Origin of the sequence: [Clostridium] aerotolerans DSM 5434, assembly GCF_000687555.1 — a bacterium.
Taxonomy (GTDB): domain Bacteria; phylum Bacillota; class Clostridia; order Lachnospirales; family Lachnospiraceae; genus Lacrimispora; species Lacrimispora aerotolerans.
Genome location: NZ_JHWJ01000014.1, coordinates 137,482 through 156,112, shown reverse-complemented (window position 1 = coordinate 156,112; position 18,631 = coordinate 137,482). Strand labels below are relative to the sequence as shown.

The 18,631-nt window shown below is 43.7% G+C and carries 20 protein-coding genes; 13 read left to right on the top strand and 7 right to left on the bottom strand.

The features are described from left to right. Positions 1-202 precede the first annotated feature (202 nt). The 4 genes from T546_RS0117775 to T546_RS0117760 all read left to right on the top strand — a co-directional run bounded on the left by T546_RS0117775 (position 203) and on the right by T546_RS0117760 (position 3,945). Positions 203-736: a hypothetical protein gene (locus T546_RS0117775; RefSeq protein WP_026892786.1), complete on the top strand. Its 534-nt coding sequence runs from the start codon at positions 203-205 to the stop codon at positions 734-736. A gap of 14 nt (positions 737-750) precedes the next feature. Further along, positions 751-1,977 (top strand): sensor domain-containing diguanylate cyclase, encoded by a 1,227-nt coding sequence (locus T546_RS24735; protein ID WP_051629935.1) that lies wholly within the window; start codon positions 751-753, stop codon positions 1,975-1,977. Between the two features lie 79 nt (positions 1,978-2,056). Further along, positions 2,057-3,106 (top strand): DNA adenine methylase, encoded by a 1,050-nt coding sequence (locus T546_RS0117765; RefSeq protein WP_026892785.1) that lies wholly within the window; start codon positions 2,057-2,059, stop codon positions 3,104-3,106. Beyond that, positions 3,097-3,945, top strand: coding sequence for a DNA adenine methylase (locus tag T546_RS0117760; RefSeq protein WP_026892784.1), 849 nt, complete (start codon positions 3,097-3,099; stop codon positions 3,943-3,945). The genes T546_RS0117765 and T546_RS0117760 overlap by 10 nt, the downstream gene beginning before the upstream one ends. Positions 3,946-4,026: 81 nt before the next feature. On the opposite strand, the gene T546_RS0117755 is transcribed toward T546_RS0117760, so the two are convergent. The 5 genes from T546_RS0117755 to T546_RS0117735 are packed head-to-tail and all read right to left on the bottom strand — an operon-like array spanning position 4,027 to position 8,357. After that, on the bottom strand, positions 4,027-5,124 hold the full coding sequence (locus tag T546_RS0117755; protein WP_026892783.1) for an ABC transporter substrate-binding protein: 1,098 nt from the start codon (positions 5,122-5,124) through the stop codon (positions 4,027-4,029). A 12-nt stretch (positions 5,125-5,136) separates the two neighbouring features. Continuing rightward, the gene (locus T546_RS0117750) at positions 5,137-5,928 is read right to left on the bottom strand and encodes an ABC transporter permease (RefSeq protein WP_330371953.1); all 792 of its coding nucleotides are present in this window, start codon (positions 5,926-5,928) and stop codon (positions 5,137-5,139) included. Continuing rightward, positions 5,925-6,737: an ABC transporter permease gene (locus T546_RS0117745; protein ID WP_026892781.1), complete on the bottom strand. Its 813-nt coding sequence runs from the start codon at positions 6,735-6,737 to the stop codon at positions 5,925-5,927. The genes T546_RS0117750 and T546_RS0117745 overlap by 4 nt, the downstream gene beginning before the upstream one ends. After that, positions 6,730-7,806 carry an ABC transporter ATP-binding protein gene (locus T546_RS0117740; protein WP_026892780.1) on the bottom strand — a complete coding sequence of 359 codons (1,077 nt, stop codon included), beginning with the start codon at positions 7,804-7,806 and terminating at the stop codon, positions 6,730-6,732. Before T546_RS0117740 ends, T546_RS0117745 begins: the two co-directional genes overlap by 8 nt. A gap of 17 nt (positions 7,807-7,823) precedes the next feature. Then, on the bottom strand, positions 7,824-8,357 hold the full coding sequence (locus tag T546_RS0117735; RefSeq protein ID WP_026892779.1) for a helix-turn-helix domain-containing protein: 534 nt from the start codon (positions 8,355-8,357) through the stop codon (positions 7,824-7,826). A 223-nt stretch (positions 8,358-8,580) separates the two neighbouring features. Here T546_RS0117735 and T546_RS0117730 point away from each other — a divergent pair, with 223 nt between their 5' ends. The 4 genes from T546_RS0117730 to T546_RS0117715 all read left to right on the top strand — a co-directional run bounded on the left by T546_RS0117730 (position 8,581) and on the right by T546_RS0117715 (position 12,351). Further along, positions 8,581-9,639 carry a lactonase family protein gene (locus T546_RS0117730; protein WP_026892778.1) on the top strand — a complete coding sequence of 353 codons (1,059 nt, stop codon included), beginning with the start codon at positions 8,581-8,583 and terminating at the stop codon, positions 9,637-9,639. Positions 9,640-9,653: 14 nt separating this feature from the next. Next, complete coding sequence (aroC, locus tag T546_RS0117725) at positions 9,654-10,760, top strand: chorismate synthase (RefSeq protein ID WP_026892777.1); 1,107 nt, start codon at positions 9,654-9,656, stop codon at positions 10,758-10,760. A 116-nt stretch (positions 10,761-10,876) separates the two neighbouring features. Beyond that, entirely contained in the window at positions 10,877-11,320 is a 444-nt protein-coding gene (gene rpiB / locus T546_RS0117720) for a ribose 5-phosphate isomerase B (RefSeq protein WP_026892776.1), read from the top strand. Between the two features lie 167 nt (positions 11,321-11,487). Beyond that, the gene (locus tag T546_RS0117715) at positions 11,488-12,351 is read left to right on the top strand and encodes an NAD(P)-dependent oxidoreductase (protein WP_026892775.1); all 864 of its coding nucleotides are present in this window, start codon (positions 11,488-11,490) and stop codon (positions 12,349-12,351) included. Between the two features lie 42 nt (positions 12,352-12,393). Here the strand turns inward: T546_RS0117715 and lepB are convergent, their stop codons facing one another. After that, positions 12,394-12,960: a signal peptidase I gene (gene lepB / locus T546_RS0117710; RefSeq protein ID WP_026892774.1), complete on the bottom strand. Its 567-nt coding sequence runs from the start codon at positions 12,958-12,960 to the stop codon at positions 12,394-12,396. 174 nt (positions 12,961-13,134) lie between these two features. On the opposite strand from lepB, the gene T546_RS23905 reads away from it, so the two are divergent. From T546_RS23905 to T546_RS0117690, 4 genes are all read left to right on the top strand, one after another. Continuing rightward, positions 13,135-14,220 carry a DUF3810 domain-containing protein gene (locus T546_RS23905; RefSeq protein ID WP_242842254.1) on the top strand — a complete coding sequence of 362 codons (1,086 nt, stop codon included), beginning with the start codon at positions 13,135-13,137 and terminating at the stop codon, positions 14,218-14,220. A 52-nt stretch (positions 14,221-14,272) separates the two neighbouring features. After that, entirely contained in the window at positions 14,273-15,181 is a 909-nt protein-coding gene (locus tag T546_RS0117700) for a mechanosensitive ion channel family protein (RefSeq protein WP_026892773.1), read from the top strand. 211 nt (positions 15,182-15,392) lie between these two features. After that, positions 15,393-15,716, top strand: coding sequence for a nitrous oxide-stimulated promoter family protein (locus T546_RS0117695; protein WP_026892772.1), 324 nt, complete (start codon positions 15,393-15,395; stop codon positions 15,714-15,716). Position 15,717: 1 nt separating this feature from the next. Then, entirely contained in the window at positions 15,718-16,116 is a 399-nt protein-coding gene (locus tag T546_RS0117690) for a YbaN family protein (protein WP_026892771.1), read from the top strand. Here the strand turns inward: T546_RS0117690 and T546_RS0117685 are convergent. Next, entirely contained in the window at positions 16,109-16,846 is a 738-nt protein-coding gene (locus T546_RS0117685; RefSeq protein WP_026892770.1) for an SIMPL domain-containing protein, read from the bottom strand. The two genes, T546_RS0117690 and T546_RS0117685, sit on opposite strands and share 8 nt — an antisense overlap. A 271-nt stretch (positions 16,847-17,117) precedes the next feature. Here T546_RS0117685 and malQ point away from each other — a divergent pair, with 271 nt between their 5' ends. Then, positions 17,118-18,602 carry a 4-alpha-glucanotransferase gene (gene malQ / locus T546_RS0117680; protein ID WP_026892769.1) on the top strand — a complete coding sequence of 495 codons (1,485 nt, stop codon included), beginning with the start codon at positions 17,118-17,120 and terminating at the stop codon, positions 18,600-18,602. Positions 18,603-18,631 lie beyond the last annotated feature (29 nt).

Here is an 18,631-nt window from a genome sequence, read left to right as displayed (position 1 = left end):
CAAAAAGGTACACCTTTTTATCAGGAAGAAATAAAAAAAACGGACAGGCAGGAAATACTTACCCTCACACAAAATGAGAAGGCTTATGAATATATTAATCATATATCACATACGTATCGAGTTTGTCTCCGCAGGTTTCTTTTATGTTCCATGCAAAAGGGTTTGCAGACAGAGTAGAATGTATCGGAAGGGGGCAATGCCTGTGTTTGATATCTTTCATTCAGGAGAGGAGACTTTAATCTCCTGGGATACGATAGGAAATATAGCAGAAGGACGGAAGCATCTTGGAGAAGAAATGTCTGTAATGGTATATCGGCTGTATGAGTATACCATAAAAGCGGAATTATCACACCGGTACGGAGAAAAAGCGGCAAAAATTCTATTTTGTAACGCTGGCAAATCGGTTGGAAAGGCTTATGCATCGCATTTAATCAGTCAGGACCTTCCTTTCAAAGAGTTCTTTAAAACTCTGCAGGAGCTTTTAAGAGTACATAAGATCAGTATCTTAAAGGTAGAAACATTGGATGATAGAACAGAGGATGAAATTCTTACCAGGGAAGAGGACGTCGACTGCTCCAGACGGTCCTTTACGGGTGAGACTCATTGTAAGTATGACAAGGGATTTCTTTCCGGCATTTTAAGTGCATACAAAGGAAAGGAATACGTGGTCACAAAGATTGACAGCTGGACCAGAGGTTCTTGCGTATGCCGGTTCCAGGCAAGGGTCAATCTTTGAGCGAAGGTGAAAGAATGACGGAAAAAGATGAAATAATTCTTTTGGAGCAGATCCGTAACATGATGGAAAATAAGCCGGTTGACGGAGAGATAGAAGGAATGGACCAGGTAGGAAAGGACCTTCAGGAAGCATTAAAAAAGCTTTCTCTCTGTCTAATGGAGGCCAATCTATTTCTAAAAAATCTGGCAGAAGGAAATCTTCTTGCAAAACCTCCTGGCCAGGATAATTATATGGCAGGAGAGCTTAAAAAACTTCATGCGTCCTTAATGCATATGGTCTGGCAGACCAGACAGGTGATACATGGAGATTATAAACAGCGGCTTAATTTCATGGGGGACTTATCAGAAGTATTTAATGAAATGGTAGTTCAGCTGGAACAAAGAGAAAATAAATTAAGGGAACAGGCGGAGAAGGAAAGAAAGTTCAATACCCTTTTGGTGTCCATTATGAACAGCTTAAAGGAGTGGGTGGTGGTTACTGACGAAGAAACCGGGGAGATACTCTATACCAATGAACTGGCGAAAAAGCGGTTTTATGATTCTTCCAACAATACAACAATTTTTGGAAAGGATTTTCCGCTGTTGACCAGGCTTCAGTCCTGCCAGGGGGAAGAACTGGAGCAGAGGTATGAATTTACATGTTCCCATGACCAAATATTTCAGGTAAAAGCATATTCTTTGCTTTGGGAGGATAGAAAAGCAGTGGTTCATCTCATAACAGATATTACCTATCAAAAAGAAAATGAAGCGTTTTTGGAAGTCATGGCTTATAAAGACGAGCTCACTGGACTGAATAACCGTAGAAACTGCCTTCATACCATTGAGTCTTATATAGAAACAGGAGCTCCTTTCTCCATTTGCATGATTGATCTTGATGATTTAAAGCAGATCAACGACCAATTCGGCCATTTAAATGGGGATGAATATATCAAGCTGGTATCAGAGGAGCTTAAAAAGTCCGCCGGTGAGGAGGATTACACCTGCCGGTTTGGCGGTGATGAGTTTGTGGTGGTATACAATAACTGCGGCGAGAGGGAAGCGCTGGAAAAACTGAAAGCCATTGATCAGAGGGTGTCCGAAGGAAAGAAGGAATATCCCATGTCCATCAGCTATGGCGTGGTGTATGTTGGAAACAGCCCTGACATTCTTTCAGAAACCATTTTAAAAATGGCAGATGAAAAAATGTACTGCTTCAAACGGACCCGTAAAGAAAAAAATTGCAGTAAAAAGGGAGTCATTTAGCTCCTTATCTTTCCTTGTGTTTTTTCCGGTTTTCCTTTATAATGATATGCAGGTTAAAAGGAATGGGAGCAAGAAAAGAATGAGATTTATTGGAAGCAAGACACTGCTGCTGGACCAGATCAAACAGGTCATTGACGATCGGGCTCCAGAAGCAAAAAGCTTTTGTGATATATTTTCCGGCACTGCTGCGGTAGCCAGATATTTTAAACAGTGGTATCAGGTCAGCTCCAATGACCTGTTGTATTTTTCATATGTACTGCAGCGTGCCACCGTTGAGAATGACACGATGCCTGAATTTACCCTTCTGAACGAAGTGTTAGGCATTGAGGATCCGGTGGTTTATTTAAATGAAAGAGAAAAGAAGGATTTAGAAGAGCTTCCAACCGAACGGAGGTTTTTTCAAAATACCTATGCCCCGGTGGGAGGGCGCATGTATTTAAACGACGAGAATGCCCTCCGTATCGACTTTGCCAGATGCACGGTTGAGGACTGGAAGGCTGCCGGCCTGTTAAATGATCATGAGTACTACTACCTGGTAGCCTGTATTGTAGAGGGAATCCCCTTTGTGTCCAACACCTCAGGAACCTATGGAGCCTTTCATAAGTCCTGGGAGAGGCGCAGCTACAAACGGTACGAGCTCTACCGCCTTTCTGTGAACAGCAACGGGAAAGAGAACCGAAGCTATAATAAGAACGGGGCAGAGCTTTTAAAAGAGATTGAAGGGGATATCCTCTACATCGATCCGCCTTATAATGCGAGACAGTATCTCTCCAATTACCATGTGCTTGAGACGGCTGCCAGATACGATTATCCTGAGGTAAAGGGAGTCACTGGTCAGAGAGCAGATGAAGGCCAGAAGTCGGAATTCTGCATGAGAAATAAGGTAGTTCCCGCTTTTGAGGAGCTGATTGCCAATGCCCGTTTTTCCCATATCATCTTAAGCTACAGTACCGATGGGCTTATGACAGTGGAGGAGATCGAAACGGCCATGAAGGCCCACGGGAAGCCGGAAACCTTTCATGTGTATGAGATTCCTTATCGAAGATATAAAAGCCGTAAGGTGAAAGAGACAGAAAGGCTTAAGGAGCTGTTGTTCTATATTGAAAAGCAGGTGCCACCATGTACATAAAAAGTCCTCTTAACTATACAGGGGGAAAGTATAAGATCTTAGAGCCGGTCTTTCAGACATTTCCAAAAAGGATAAGGACCTTTGTGGATGTGTTTGCAGGAGGCTTTAATGTGGGAATCAATGCAAAGGCAGAACGGATCATCTGTAACGATCAGATTACTTATTTAATTGAATTGTTCCAGCTGTTTCAAACAACAGAAATCCATGAGCTTTTGAAGGAAATCCAGAGCATCATTGACACGTATCAGTTGACTCAGCAGAATAAGGAAGGCTATTATGCCCTTCGGTCAGAGTATAATAAAAGTAAGGATCTGGTGATGCTGTTCGTGCTCACCTGCTACGCCTTTAATCATCAGATACGCTTTAATAACAGTCATGAATTCAACTCTCCCTTCGGGAGAAACCGAAGCTCATTTAACAAAAACATAGAAAAGAATCTGACCCAGTTCTGCCAGGCACTGCAGGAAAAGAACATAGAGTTTTCCAACCGGGATTTTATGGAGCTTGACTATTCCTTTCTTGGAAAGGAAGATCTGGTCTACTGTGATCCCCCTTATCTCATATCCACGGGAAACTACAATGATGGAAACCGTGGGTTTAAGGACTGGAAGGAAAAGGAAGAAAAGGAATTGTTAGGGCTTTTAGATAAGCTGGATTCCATGGGAACCCGGTTTGCCTTATCCAATGTGCTGTATCATAAAGGCATGTCCAATGAGCTTTTGATTGAGTGGAGTAAAAAGTACAAGATACATTATATTGACAAGACTTATTCCAACTGCAATTACCAGTTTAAAGAGCGGAATGCGGTTACGGTTGAGGTATTAATAACTAACTATTAATATTAAAAATTAGAGTAAACATTAAAAAAGCGGAAGCCAGGATTTTAAAATCCAGAACTTCCGCTTTTTCTATTGCAATGATTAATTTGATTTTACTTCTTTCCAGGCCTCGTTATAAAGAGAATCAACCTCATCTCCAAGATACTGATAAACCTCACTGTTCTTTAACAAATCATCCCCAGGGAACAGCGCCTTGTTATCTTTAATCTCCGGATCAAGAAGATCGAAAGCTCCTTTGTTTGGAGTCGGATAGGTAATATATTCAAAGTTCTTCTTAGCGATGTCAGGACGGCATAAGAAATTGATCCATTTCTCTGCATTTTCCTTATTAGGTGCATTGGCAGGAATAACCCAGGAATCCAGCCATAGGTTGGTTCCTTCTTCCGGGATCACATATTCCAGGGAGTAATCCAGGTTTAAATCCTTAACTTCATTCTGGATATAAAGCATTTCGCCAGAGTAGATCACTCCGATGGCAGCCTCTCCGCCAATCATCTTATCTCTGACCTGGTCAATGACATAAGCCTGAACCAGAGGCTTCTGCTTAATGAGAAGCTCCTTGGCTTCCTTGATTTCCGCTTCGTTGGTGGTATTCATGGAGTAGCCGAGAGATTTCAAAGCCACCATAAAGGCATCGCGGACGCTGTCCTGCATCAGGATATTATCTTTGTATTTCTCATCCCAAAGATCAGACCATTTCTTCGGTGCATCCTTTGGGTCTATCATCTTTGTGTTATAAAGGATTCCTACGGTTCCCCAGTTGTAAGGAACGGAGTATTTATTTTCCGGGTCAAAGCTTTTGGACATTTCCATGTACTTAGGATCGATTTCCTTTAAGTTTGGAACGTTGTCCGGATTAATTTCAGCAAGAAGATTGTTTTCTCTCATCTTCTGGATCATGTAATCAGAAGGGCATACGGCATCGTATTTCACTGCACCAGCCTCAATGACCGGATACATCTCTTCGTTGGTCTCAAATAAATCATAGACTACCTTAATGCCGGTTTCATCCTCAAATTGTTTGATCACGGATTCATCAATGTATTCGCCCCAGTTGTATACATAAACCTCACCAGCACCGCCGGCCTTTGCTTCTTTTTTTCCGCAGCCACTGAGCAGTGCAATGGATAAGAGGGAAAGGGCGCCAAAGGTAAGCACCTTTACTAAACTTTTTTTCATGAGCATATTCTCCTATTTTTTTCTCTTGGGTGCAAAATTGGTGATGAGTAAAAGCACCAGCACCGTGATAAAGATAATGGTTGAAAGTGCGTACATGGAAGGCTTAATGCCTCGGCGCACCTCACTGTAAATCAGAGTGGATAGAGTATTGATTCCGGCTCCTCTTGTAAAATGAGTGATAATGAAATCGTCAAGTGACATGGTAAATGCCAGAAGAAAACCGGAAAGCACTCCCGGAAGAATATCCGGAAATACTACCTTAAAGAACGCCCTAACAGACGTTGCGCCTAAATCCATGGCGGCTTCATAGGTACTTTTATCGGTCTGCTTTAACTTCGGCATGACGCTTAATATGACATACGGAATGTTAAAGGTAATATGTGCAATCAAAATGGTGTTAAAGCCCAGGGAGATTCCAAAGGCGATAAATGCAAGCATCAGAGAAATTCCTGTAACAATATCCGCATTCAACATGGGAATATTGGTGATTCCCATAAGAAGAGATCTTGGCACCCGGTCCATGCTGTTGATGGCAATGGCTGCTGCCGTACCGATAATAACCGCAATCAGAGAAGATAAAAATGCGATTAAAAGCGTATTGTAAAGAGCATTCATAATGGTGGCACTGGAAAAGAGCTCCGTGTACCAGTTCATGGTAAAGCCGCCCCATTGGGTCCTTGATTTGGAACTGTTAAAGGATAAGACTCCCATGGTGGCAATGGGTGCGTAAAGGAACACCAGAATGATCACCAGATAAAAGTCCTGAATGATTCGTTTGATAAATCCTGTTTTTCTGCTTATCAAAATGCGGTTCCCTCCCCGTTCTTATCATATTTGGCAATAAGCGCCATGCTGATCAGGATGAAAATCATAAGGACTAAGGAAAGGCCGGAGCCTAAATTCCAGTTGCTGCCCTTTGTAAATTCCTGTTCAATGACATTACCGATTAAGAGAATCTTACTTCCTCCAAGCAAGTTTGAGATAACAAAGGTGGTAAGGGCCGGAACAAAGACCATAGTGATACCGCTGACAATGCCGGGTATGCTTAAAGGAAGAAGGATACGAATGAGCACCTGAAAGGAGTTGGCGCCTAAGTCCCTGGCTGCATTGATTACATTGTCATCAATTTTCATCAGTACATTATAAATAGGAAGAACCATAAATGGCAGGAAGTTATACACCATACCAAGGATAATGGCTCCAGGAGTGTTGATAAGGCTCTGTCCGGGAAGATGGAGTGTGGATAAGATACCGTTAATAACTCCGTTCCTCTCTAAAAGAGTCTGCCATGCCAGGGTGCGTAAAAGAAAGTTCATCCACATAGGCAGAATAAAGATAAAAACAATAAAGCTTCCCTGTCCGATTCCTCTGGAACGAAGAATCATGGCAAGAGGATAGGCTAAAATCAGGCAAAGGACCGTGCTGATAAAGGACAGTAAAAGAGAGAGCCATAATGCCTTGGCATGTTCCTCGGTGCCGATGGAAATCACATTCGCTAATGTAAAGCTGCCGGACCGGTCCGTCAATCCGTAAATTACGATTAATACCAGAGGAATGATGATAAAGCCGATCATCCACATGAGATAGGGGCCGGATAATACTTTCTTATTCATTGATTCCAACCGCCTCCTCATCTTCTGAAGCAGGCTTATTCATGATCTGGATATCAAATGGGTCCACATGAATGCCTACATTCTGGCCTACCGGGAACATATCAGTGCTGTGTACCAGCCATTCAAAGCCGTCTGGAGTAGTTACCTCCATCTCGTAATGAACGCCTTTAAAGATAAGATGAGTTACAACTCCGGAGATACTTCCCTGATCTGGTGTAACCAGGTCGATGTCTTCCGGACGGATAACAACGTCTACCGGTTTGTTCACACCAAAGCCCTTGTCCACACAGGCAAACATAGCGCCAAAGATGCTTACCAGCTCATCCCGAAGCATAGTGCCGGGAACGATGTTGCTCTCGCCAATAAAGTCAGCCACAAATGCATTTTCAGGCTCATTGTAGATGTTTTCCGGGGAGCCCATCTGCTGGATATATCCCTGGTTCATAACAACGATGGTATCTGACATGGTGAGGGCTTCTTCCTGGTCATGGGTCACGTAGATAAAGGTGATGCCAAGTTCATTTTTCAGACGGATCAGCTCATACTGCATGTCCTGTCTCAGCTTTAAATCAAGGGCTCCCAAAGGCTCATCAAGAAGGAGTACTCTTGGCTCATTAACGATGGCTCTGGCAATGGCGATCCTCTGCTGCTGGCCGCCGCTTAAGGAGCTGACACTGCGGTTTTCAAAGCCGTCTAAGTTTACAAGCTTTAAGGCGTATTTGATTTTATCCTGAATGTAGGTTTTTGGTTTGTTTTTTATTTTAAGGCCGAATGCAATGTTCTCTGCAATGGACATATGTGCAAATAAAGCGTATTTCTGAAATACGGTATTAAGCTGTCTTTTGTTTGGCGGAAGGTTTGTAATATCCTGACCGTCAAAGATCACTTGTCCTTTTCCCGGCCGTTCAAAGCCTCCGATGATTCTCAGGGTTGTAGTTTTGCCGCAGCCGCTGGGTCCTAATAAAGTGACAAATGTGTTTTCCTTCACGGAAAGGTTTAAATCGTCCAGTACCATGGTACCGTCGAAACTTTTTGTAATATTGCGTAAATCAATTAATGGCTGACCCATGACCTTTTATCCTCCTGTCAAAAGCTTGGCGGTGAACTCACCCAGATAAGGGTCGCGCCGGCCTTGCTGCTTAAATGATGTTTTTTATCTGATATAAAGTAAAAGGATTCCCCCTTTTTGGCTTTATATGTTTTATTTCCAATATGAATGGATACACTGCCCTGCATCACATAGCCGAATTCCTCTCCCTCGTGAGGGTTGTCCGGGTAGGTTTCGCCGCCGGCTTCCAGGGTAAGAAGAATGGGTTCCATCATGTTTTTCTGGGCATTGGGAATGATCCAGCGGATCTCGTGTTTCAGTTCCCTTTCGTATTTGGCAAAGTAATCCCCTTTGCCGAATACGATCTGCTCCTCCGGGGTTTCATTAAAAAATTCACCGATGGAGGTTCCCAGACATTGTAATATATCCATAAGAGTCGCAATGGAGGGAGATGTTAAATCCCTTTCCAGCTGGGATATGAATCCCTTTGACAGTTCTGCACGGTCAGCCAGCTCTTCCTGAGTCAGCCCCTTTAACACACGCAGTTCCTTTAATTTTGTACCGATATCCATGTGCTCCTCCTTTTTATTATGTTAAGCTGAAAGTTTACTTATACTAACTGACTGTAAATATAAGCTAAAAGTTTAGTAATAATAAACAGGCAGCAAGATACATTATACTTATTTTCCCAGTGATGTCAATACTTTTTAAGGAAGTTTTTCCTTAACAAATAAGGAATCTTATGATATGATATTTCTAGTTTATACAAGGATTAAACCAGGAGGAAATATTATGATGAAGGGCAAATACATGGCGTATGTAGGCTCCTATTCCTACAATGGACAGGCCAAGGGAATTACGGTGTATGATGTGGACGTGGAAAAGGGCCGTTTCGTACCCAGATGCGAGGTGGAGGTAGACAATTCTTCCTATCTGATTGCGTCAAATAATGGAAAGACTCTTTATTCCATCGCAGATGCGGGAGTGGTTTCCTTCCGCATTCATGAGAACGGTTCAATTACAAAACTGAATTCTGCCAATATCAAAGGAATGCGCGGCTGCCATCTGTCTACAGATGCAGAGGATAAATATATATTCGTTTCCGGCTATCACGATGGCAAGTGTACCGTGCTCAGACTGAATGAAGACGGTTCTGTGGGAGATATTGTAACAGGAGTATTTCATAAGGGCTTTGGAAGTGTGGCAGAGAGAAATTTCCGTCCTCACGTAAGCTGCTCCAGAAGAACGCCTGACGGAAAGTTCATTATGGTGGCAGACCTTGGAATCGACCAGGTAAAGATCTACCGGTTTGATGAAAAGGATGAAGAGATGGTATTGATTGACGCCATCCGCTGCGATCTGGAATCTGCACCTAAGTGCTTCCGTTTCAGCGAGGATGGAAAATTCTTCTATCTTCTTCACGAATTAAAGAATGTTATTGATGTGTATACCTATGAGACCGGAGACCGTCTTCCTAAGATCGAGAAGATCCAGACCATTGAGACCACAGGAAAGGCACCTCTCACTCAACTGACGGCTGCCTGCTCCATGCGTTTTTCAAACGATGAAACTCACATGTTCTGTGGCAATGCAGGAGATAATACCATTACAGTCTTCGACCGGGATAAGAAAACAGGACTTCTTACCTTTTCCTGCTGCCTTCCCATAAGCGGAAGCTATCCAAAAGATATCTGCGTATTCCCCGATGACAAGCACATCGCGTCCATTAACCATGAAACAGGAAGCATTACATTCTTTACGGTGGATTACGAAAAAGGACTTCTTATTATGAACGGAAAAGAGCTGAAGGTCAATGAGCCAAACAGCTGTATGATTGTAAAGGTCAGCAATTAAAAGGAGAGACATTCATGGCAGGATCAACACTGGGGACAATATGGAAGGTAACCACCTGGGGGGAATCCCATGGAAAGGGCGTAGGCGTAGTGGTAGATGGTTGTCCGGCAGGACTTCCTCTTTCAGAAGCGGATATTCAGGTTTATTTGGATAGAAGGAAGCCAGGTCAAAGTAAGTTTACTACAAAGCGTCAGGAATCAGATGAGGTAGAGATACTTTCCGGTGTGTTCGAAGGAAAGACGACCGGAGCTCCTATTTCCATGGCAGTATGGAACAAGGACCAGCGTTCCAAGGATTACGGCAATATCATGGACGTATACCGTCCAGGTCATGCAGATTATACCTTTGATACCAAATACGGCTTCCGGGATTACCGGGGAGGCGGACGGTCCTCTGGCAGAGAGACCACGGCCAGGGTAGCAGCCGGTGCCGTTGCAGCCGTATTTTTAAAACAGCTTGGAATCCATGTGACTGCCTATGCAAAGGCCGTTGGACCGTATGAAATTGACCCGGAACGATTTAATATAGAAGAAAGAGATGAAAACCGCCTCTATATGCCGGATTCTGAAACCGCTCACATGGCGGAGAAATATTTAGAAGAGATGATGGAGAAAACCGATTCCGTAGGCGGAGTGGTAGAATGCATCATCGACGGCGTGCCTGCAGGAATCGGCGATCCGGTCTTTGAAAAGTATGATGCAGCCCTTGCAAAGGCAATTATGTCTATGGGAGCTGTCAAAGGGTTTGAGATTGGAGATGGATTTTTAGCTTCCCGTTCCACTGGCTCTATCAACAACGATCGTTTCATCAAAGGAAAAGACGGCAGGATCGAAAAGGCCACCAACCATGCCGGTGGAATACTTGGAGGTATGAGCGATGGTTCCCAGGTGGTATTCCGTGCCGCCTTTAAGCCAACTCCCTCCATTGCGTTACCCCAGAAAACGGTGACGAGGCAGGGAGAGGAAACGGAGATTGAGATCAAAGGCCGCCATGACCCGATCATAGTTCCAAGAGCCGTAGTGGTGGTGGAGGCAATGGCAGCCCTTACGACCGCAGATCTGCTCCTGGTTAACATGTCATCAAGAATGGACCGGATTCAGTCTTTCTACGGACAGAAGTAATAACGGATCAATAAAGGATCAGGCAGCGGTGACACAGGGTTGATAAAATCCTTCATTTGTGGTATGGTAAATGCCGCATATATTATTTATATAGGAATAGAAACGGGAGATTAAATATGAAAATCGCAATGGGAAATGACCATACGGCCATAGAAATGAAAAATGCCATTAAGAAATTTGTGGAAAGCAAAGGATATGAAGTCATTGATTTTGGTACCAATTCCACAGAAAGCTGTGATTATCCAACTTACGGCGAGATGGTAGGACGTGCAGTTGCTGACGGAGAAGCAGATCTTGGAATCGCTATTTGCGGAACCGGAGTAGGAATCTCTCTTGCCTGCAATAAGGTAAAGGGAATCCGTGCCTGTGTCTGCAGCGAGCCTTACACAGCAAAGCTTTCCAGAATGCACAATGATTCCAATGTCCTTTGTTTCGGCGCAAGAGTTGTCGGCGATGAGATGGCAAAGATGATCACCGAGAACTGGTTAGATGCCGAGTATGAAGGCGGAAGACATCAGAGACGTGTAGACATGGTAATGGATATCGAAAGCAGAAATTAAGATAGTAATAGCTTATATTAAGAGTGTTGCAAGATGGTAAATTCATTTTGCAGCACTCTATTTTTCTGCCAGGAAGACGAATAAGAGCCATTTTTCATCTGTACAAGCCATTTTCAGGGTGCTACAATTAGATTAGAATAAATCGTGATGGGAGAGGGAGATACAAAATGAAAAAAATCGGATTTATCGGCGTGGGTATCATGGGAAAATCCATGGTGAGAAACTTAATGAAGGCTGGTTTTGAAGTTGGTATCTATACAAGAACCAGAGAAAAAGTAGAGGATGTCATTATGGAAGGTGCCACCTGGTATCCAGATCCAGCCTCCTGTGCCAGGGATAAGGACTGCGTCATTACCATTGTAGGCTATCCAAAGGATGTGGAAGAGGTCTATTTTGGAGAAAAAGGAATCCTAAAAGGGGCAGAGCCAGGAACTTGTCTCATTGACATGACGACCACAAGTCCGGAGCTGGCGAAACGGATTTATGAAGAGGCAGGAAAAAAAGGATGTAAGGCCATAGATGCGCCTGTGACCGGAGGGGATACGGGAGCCAGAAAAGGAACCCTGACCATATTGGCAGGAGGGGATCAGGAAGATTTTGACCGCTGCCTTCCTGTATTTGAAGCCATGGGAAAGGCCATTCGGTATACGGGAGGCCCAGGAAATGGACAGCATACCAAAATGTGCAACCAGATTGCCATAGCAGGTTCTATCGCAGGGGTCTGTGAAGCAATCACCTATGCCAGGGCAAACGGACTGGATGACAGGAATATGGTGGAATCCATAGCCACAGGAGCCGCCGGAAGTGCCCAGTTAAATGCCCAGGCCCCAAAGATTCTATCGAGTGATTTTGAACCGGGATTTTTTATCAAGCATTTTATTAAAGATATGAAGATTGCGGAGGAAGAGGCTGCACGGGCAGGCGTCAGTCTGGGAGTCCTTACCTATATCCGCTCCATGTATGAGAATATGGAAGAGAATGGTCATGGGGATGAGGGAACTCAGGCCCTGATTAAATATTATCAGTGGTAAAAGCATAAAAACGCAGGCCAGAAATTCCTGGTCTGCGCTTTTTTACTGAATTTTTTTAATAGACGGATAATACCGGAATAAGACCTTTGCAATGATCTTGTTCTTTTTCACATATTTATGATTCCAGCGTCTGGCATCAGCGGAGAAGTTACGATTATCTCCCAGCATGAAATAGGAATCTTCAGGGACCGTAAAGTGGGCCTCTTCTTCTGGTTCCATTGGCTCTGGTAAGTATGGCTCGTCCAGTGGGGTCTCAGAATTATTTAAGTAAACCTTTCCGTCCCGAATATCAACGGTGTCTCCTGGAAGCCCTATGATACGTTTCACGTAGTAAGTCTTGCCGGTGGGATCATCAGGAAAGTGGAAGATGACCACATCGTCGCGCTGTGGATCAGAAAAGTAATATGAAAGCCGGGATCCGATGACCCGGTCTCCTGTCATTATGGTCTTTTCCATGGATCCGCTTGGCACTCTGCTGTTAGCAATGATAAAGTTGTTAAGCACAAACGCAATGACAGCTGCTGTGGCGATGATCTTAATCCAGCTTATGATCTCATCCTTCCAGCTAAACGGTTTCTGCTCTTTTTGCATGGTTTCGTCTCTCTTCATATTGTTCTCTTCTTTTCTCTGCTTTTTGGTTCCTCATTGAGTTTATATGAGTTTTCCACATAACGCAAGGGGGTTCACAAAATGGTAAGAAAATATTCACAAACATTCCATGAAATAGCCATATTATGGCGGTAATATAGAGTTATCGAATTGTGCACATAAGGAGGAGGGCCTTTGGAAGAAAAAAAGAAGGAAAACAAACGACTTCTCATCGCATCAGCGGTGATGTTTTTTATCTCCCTGCTTTTGCAGGTCATGGCAAGAAACGTTCCTGGATTTGGGGAGTGGTATTCCAGATCCATCTATCCTTTGATCGTCGGGATTCTGGGAGGGGTCACCGGTTTATTTCCTTTTGCTCTTTTAGAGGTACTATCCATTTTCTGTTTTCTTTTCTTTCTGGTTTATTCCATCCGTTCCATCCGAAATTTGAAAAAAATTCTGATCAGCAGCATCTTCACTCTTACCCTGCTCTTTTTTTTATTTACCATAAACTGCGGCATTAATTATTACCGGAGGCCATTTTCTGCCTATTCCGGTCTGGCTATCAAGGAATCTTCCATTGAGGACTTGATTTCACTTTGTGAGAATCTGACTGAAACTCTAAACCACATGTCAGAGTCAGGAACAGGTAAGCTGGAATTAAAAGGCATGGGGGCAGAAAGTGTTGTGGCCATGAGACAGTTGGGCCAGGTATATCCGGAGCTTAACGGATTTTATCCTCAGCCAAAGCCGCTTTTATGGTCTTATGTTTTCTCCATTCAGCAGCTTTGCGGGCAGTATTCTCCCTTTACCGCAGAGGCCATATATAACCGCTCCATGCCGGATTATAACATTCCCCATACTCTATGCCATGAGCTGTCTCATTTAAGAGGCTTTATGAGAGAAGATGAGGCGAATTTTATCGGCTATCTGGCCTGTATCGGTTCCGATGAGCTGTCATTTCAGTACAGCGGGTATCTCACCGGCTGGATCTATGCCACCAATGCCCTGGAAGGAGCAGATCCCCAGGCATACGCAAAGGTTTCCGGCATGCTTTCTGACCGGATTTGGGATGATCTTAAGTATAATACGGAATTTTGGGGCAAATATGAAGGAAAGACGGCAGAAGTGTCCAATCAGCTCAATGATACTTATCTAAAGCTGAACAGCCAGTTAGACGGAGTCAAAAGCTATGGAAGAATGGTAGACTTAATGCTGGCTTATCACAGATGGGAGAAAGAGACACAGCCTAAGTCTATTGAAATAATTCTCAGGGAATGATAAAATACACAGTAGTTCCAGACGGGAAATAAATGAATTAGGAGAAACGAAGATGTTATTATATATGCTCACGACCTCATCAGCAGATGAGACCCTGGCTATTTTCAGTGAAGAGGTTCAGGAGAACTTAGAGCAGCTTAAGCCCAATGTCATCCTTGAGACTATCAAGGGCTGGGGGCCTCATCTCATTGCATTTGGCATTAAACTATTGATTGCTCTTATTATATTTTTTATCGGCTCCAGGCTGATTAAGATGACCCATCATATCTTGGAGCGGTCCTTTAAAAAGATGGACATGGAAATCAGCGTAAGGAAGTTTTTGTTGTCCGTACTGAACGCCATGCTGTACTGCTTTTTAGCCTTTGTCATCGCAGACCAGATCGGTGTAAGCTCAGCTTCTATTATAGCGCTTCTTGGATCCGCCAGTATTGCCATCGGACTTGCGGTCCAGGGAAGCCTTGCTAATTTTGCCGGAGGCGTATTGATTCTTCTCATGAAACCGTTCCGGGTGGGAGATTATATTATTGCCAGAGATGGAGAGGGCACCGTTCGCACCATTGGCCTTGTATATACCATACTGACCACGGCGGACAACAAGCAGGTAGTTATTCCAAACGGCACATTGGCAAATTCTGCCCTCACCAATGTGACTGCCATGGACAAGCGGAGGCTTGATGTGCTGATACGGATCAGCTATGGATCCGATTTAAAAAAGGCCAAACAGGTGCTGGAAGAGATTATTAAAAACCACAGGTGGATTCTAAAAGAAGAGCCCATGGAGGTATATGTCAGTGATTTAACGGAACAGTCAGTGATTATCGGGATCAGAGGCTGGGCTTTAATGGAACATTACTGGACCGTCCGGGCTGAGGTTTTAGAGCAGATCAAGCTTCGGCTGGAGGAGGAAGGAATTGAAGTTCCTCACAATCTCTTACCACTTTACGGAAAAGAACAGGTTTAACATGCTTCATTTTAAGATTTTGAGTCAGGAAGTCTGGGGGTAAAGATTTCTTGGCTCTTTTTATTCCTGCGGCTATCTCTTATGAGGCGCATGAAATCAATTCGTCTTATAATATGATAATAAAAAGGTCTTACATGTATCAACAGCTATTCAAATGTGGTTTCATGTGAGATAATACATTGACTTCATGAAAGGGAATGTGAACGTATCAATGAATGTTCAGGAAAAAAAACAAAGTGAAATCAAGATTACATACCGTATGATTGCATTATACTGTAGGAAAAAGCATGGAACAAGAGATGGGCTCTGCAAGGAGTGTCAAGAATTAGAAGCTTACGCACGCAGCCGGACGGAGTGCTGTCCCTTTACAGAGACAAAGACCTTTTGCTCCCAGTGCAAGGTACATTGTTACCGGGACGATATGCGGGAAAGAATCCGGGAAGTCATGGGTTTTTCCGGTAGGCGTATGTTTTTTCGGCACCCGGTTATGGTCATCCGTCATTTGATAGAATCCAGAAAGGAAGTAGAATCGTAATATGAAGATAAAAAAGAAGCTATTGTGTGGGGCAGGAATCCTTCTTACGGGACTTGGTGCTTTGGGCGCAGTTTTACCGCTGCTCCCTGCGTTCCCCTTTTTAATGGGGGCGCTCTACTGCTTTGCAAGGAGCAGCGATAAGCTGCATGCCTGGTTTTTAAAGACCAGTCTCTATAAAAATCATTTGGAAAGCTATGTGAAGAAGCGTGCCATGACAATCAAAACCAAGCTGACACTTTCTTTCAGTTTAACCATTGCCATGGCCATAGGCTTCTTCGCCATGAGCCGGATTCCGGTGGGCCAGATTATTCTGGCAATTGTATGGCTGTGCCATATTGTCTTCTTTAGCTTTGGAATTAAGACCTTAAAGACAGAAACTACAGCAGATGGTATTACTTAATACCATAAGTCACAGTAACCTGAGCTTCCACATCAAGCTGACCAGGCTCCACTGCAATTGATTTTGCATCAGCCTGAGCGCCAAATGCAGCACCGGCTTCATAACGGGTATCGTTATATGTGCTTATTTCTTCCACATTGGTGATGGTTCCAAGAGTAACACCGCTTGCAGCCGCAATGGCATCTGCTTTTACCTTAGAAGCGGAAACCGCCTTTTTTAATGCTTCCTGATAGCTTTCATCGTATTTGCTGGACATATAAGCAATGTGATCGATGTTATTGATGCCGGCTTCAATACTGGAAGCCACCAGAGTTCCTAATTTATCCATAGGAAGATCGGAAACAGTAATTCCTGTGCGCATCTCATATCCGGTGATTTTTTGTCCGGCATTGTAATCATAGATTGGGTTCAGTCCGTAGTTTGAGGTCTGTATGGATTTCTCGTCAACGCCTGCTTTCTTTAAGAAATCAATGACCTTGTTGACATCCTGGGTGTTGGTTTCCTGGGCAGCCTTTGGATCTGCAGCCTGTGTGGAAACTGAGTAGCTCACCTCTGCGATATCGGGAACTACCTTTACTTTTTCTGTACTCTGTACTTGAATGGTATTAGACTTATTATCAACGGATACATTGGCAGCAGGAGCTGCTGTAGGCTGTGTTGCACATGCGGTAAGACCCATAGCGGCAGCAGCGATAACAATGGCTGCCAGTGGTTTATTTATTTTTCTCATATTAAATTCCTCCTTTTCCTTTTCTACCTTTATTTTACAGGAAAAATGGAAATCGTGTATTTCTTTTCTCTTAACATTCCAGGTCAAAATTCATAGGTTTTGATTACGGATTTCTGACATGGTCATAATTGAATCCCAAGGGTCATAAAATGTCAAAAATAATACCAGGCATCTAAAAAATATTGTATTTCTTCCTCCTCCGTGTTACTGTGTAAACAGACACCATAAGATAATATGGAATGGAAAATATAGGCGTTAAAGGAGAAGATCTATGCGGGAATGCGGTATGTTGCTTCCAGTGTCCAGTCTTTCGTCAAAATACGGAATCGGGGCATTTTCAAAAGAGGCATATGAGTTTTTGGATCAGTTACAAAGAGCAGGACAAAAGTACTGGCAGATCCTGCCCCTGGGCCCTACCGGTTATGGGGATTCCCCTTATCAGTCTTTTTCTGCCTTCGCAGGAAATCCTTATTTTATAGATTTAACAGAGCTTATAAAGGAAGGAATTCTCACGGAAGCAGAATGTGATTCAACAGATTTTGGAGGAGATCCCAGGTATATCGATTATGAGAAACTGTATCACAACCGTTTTCCCTTATTAAGGAAAGCATATACCCGCTGGAAAGAGGGGGGACACACTTCCGTAGAGGCTATGGAGTCTTTGGGGGAAGAAACGAAACTTTACTGCTTTTATATGGCTTTAAAAGATCATTTTGAGGGGAAATGCTGGATTGAATGGGAGGAAGATATCCGCCTTAAAAATCCCGAGGCAGTTGCCAGGTATGAGAAAGAGCTTGAAGGTGAAATTGGCTTTTACGCTTTTCTTCAAATGAAATTCACAGAAGAGTGGAACCGGCTTAAGTCCTACGCAGAGGACCGGGGCATTGGTATCATCGGGGATATGCCGATCTATGTGGCCTTTGACAGTGCAGATACCTGGTCTCACCCGGAGCTTTTTCAATTTGATGAAGATAGAAACCCCATTGCCGTAGCCGGCTGTCCACCAGATGGATTTTCTCCCACTGGCCAGCTTTGGGGAAATCCCCTTTACCGATGGGGATATCATAAGGAAACAGGCTATGCATGGTGGAAAAAGCGTATGGAATACAGCTTTCACCTTTATCATGTGGTTCGTGTGGATCATTTCAGGGGATTTGACGAGTATTATTCCATACCGGCAGGAAGTGAGAATGCCATAGGCGGAGCCTGGGAAAAAGGCCCTGGTATCGATTTCTTTGAAGAGATGAAAAAGACCTTTGGAGAACTTGATATCATTGCAGAGGATTTAGGCTTTCTGACTCCTTCCGTCAAAAACCTATTAAAGGAAACGGGTTATCCCGGAATGAAGGTATTGGAGTTTGCTTTTAATTCCTGGGAGGAGAGCGATTACCTTCCTCATAACCACACTCAAAACAGCGTGGTGTATACTGGAACTCACGATAATGATACCTTAAAAAGCTGGTATTACAGCTTATCCCAGGAGGACCGAAGATTTGCCGATAATTACATGAATACATCGAACCCGTCAGAAGAACAGGTTTCCTGGAATTATATCCGTTTAGCCCTCCAAAGTGTGGCACGCCTTGCCATTATTCCGGTTCAGGATTACTTGGGCCTTGGCTGTGAGGCCAGGATCAACGAGCCTTCCACCTTAGGAAAGAACTGGCGTTTCAGGCTCCTTCCCGGGGAACTGACAGAAGATATCTTAAATAAATGCAGAGAGCTTACGTTTCTTTACGGCAGAGGAAAGGAATAAAGGTTCTATAAGGAATGTTGGGGTGTGTC

What these genes read in the sequence shown, in the direction of transcription:
- T546_RS24735 (WP_051629935.1), top strand. Translation starts at nt 751, where the DNA reads ATGACGGAAAAAGATGAAATAATTCTTTTGGAGCAGATCCGTAACATG.
- T546_RS0117765 (WP_026892785.1), top strand. Translation starts at nt 2,057, where the DNA reads ATGAGATTTATTGGAAGCAAGACACTGCTGCTGGACCAGATCAAACAG.
- T546_RS0117760 (WP_026892784.1), top strand. Translation starts at nt 3,097, where the DNA reads ATGTACATAAAAAGTCCTCTTAACTATACAGGGGGAAAGTATAAGATC.
- T546_RS0117755 (WP_026892783.1), bottom strand. Translation starts at nt 5,124, where the DNA reads ATGAAAAAAAGTTTAGTAAAGGTGCTTACCTTTGGCGCCCTTTCCCTC.
- T546_RS0117745 (WP_026892781.1), bottom strand. Translation starts at nt 6,737, where the DNA reads ATGAATAAGAAAGTATTATCCGGCCCCTATCTCATGTGGATGATCGGC.
- T546_RS0117740 (WP_026892780.1), bottom strand. Translation starts at nt 7,806, where the DNA reads ATGGGTCAGCCATTAATTGATTTACGCAATATTACAAAAAGTTTCGAC.
- T546_RS0117735 (WP_026892779.1), bottom strand. Translation starts at nt 8,357, where the DNA reads ATGGATATCGGTACAAAATTAAAGGAACTGCGTGTGTTAAAGGGGCTG.
- T546_RS0117730 (WP_026892778.1), top strand. Translation starts at nt 8,581, where the DNA reads ATGAAGGGCAAATACATGGCGTATGTAGGCTCCTATTCCTACAATGGA.
- aroC (WP_026892777.1), top strand. Translation starts at nt 9,654, where the DNA reads ATGGCAGGATCAACACTGGGGACAATATGGAAGGTAACCACCTGGGGG.
- rpiB (WP_026892776.1), top strand. Translation starts at nt 10,877, where the DNA reads ATGAAAATCGCAATGGGAAATGACCATACGGCCATAGAAATGAAAAAT.
- T546_RS0117715 (WP_026892775.1), top strand. Translation starts at nt 11,488, where the DNA reads ATGAAAAAAATCGGATTTATCGGCGTGGGTATCATGGGAAAATCCATG.
- lepB (WP_026892774.1), bottom strand. Translation starts at nt 12,960, where the DNA reads ATGAAGAGAGACGAAACCATGCAAAAAGAGCAGAAACCGTTTAGCTGG.
- T546_RS0117700 (WP_026892773.1), top strand. Translation starts at nt 14,273, where the DNA reads ATGTTATTATATATGCTCACGACCTCATCAGCAGATGAGACCCTGGCT.
- T546_RS0117695 (WP_026892772.1), top strand. Translation starts at nt 15,393, where the DNA reads ATGAATGTTCAGGAAAAAAAACAAAGTGAAATCAAGATTACATACCGT.
- T546_RS0117690 (WP_026892771.1), top strand. Translation starts at nt 15,718, where the DNA reads ATGAAGATAAAAAAGAAGCTATTGTGTGGGGCAGGAATCCTTCTTACG.
- T546_RS0117685 (WP_026892770.1), bottom strand. Translation starts at nt 16,846, where the DNA reads ATGAGAAAAATAAATAAACCACTGGCAGCCATTGTTATCGCTGCTGCC.
- malQ (WP_026892769.1), top strand. Translation starts at nt 17,118, where the DNA reads ATGCGGGAATGCGGTATGTTGCTTCCAGTGTCCAGTCTTTCGTCAAAA.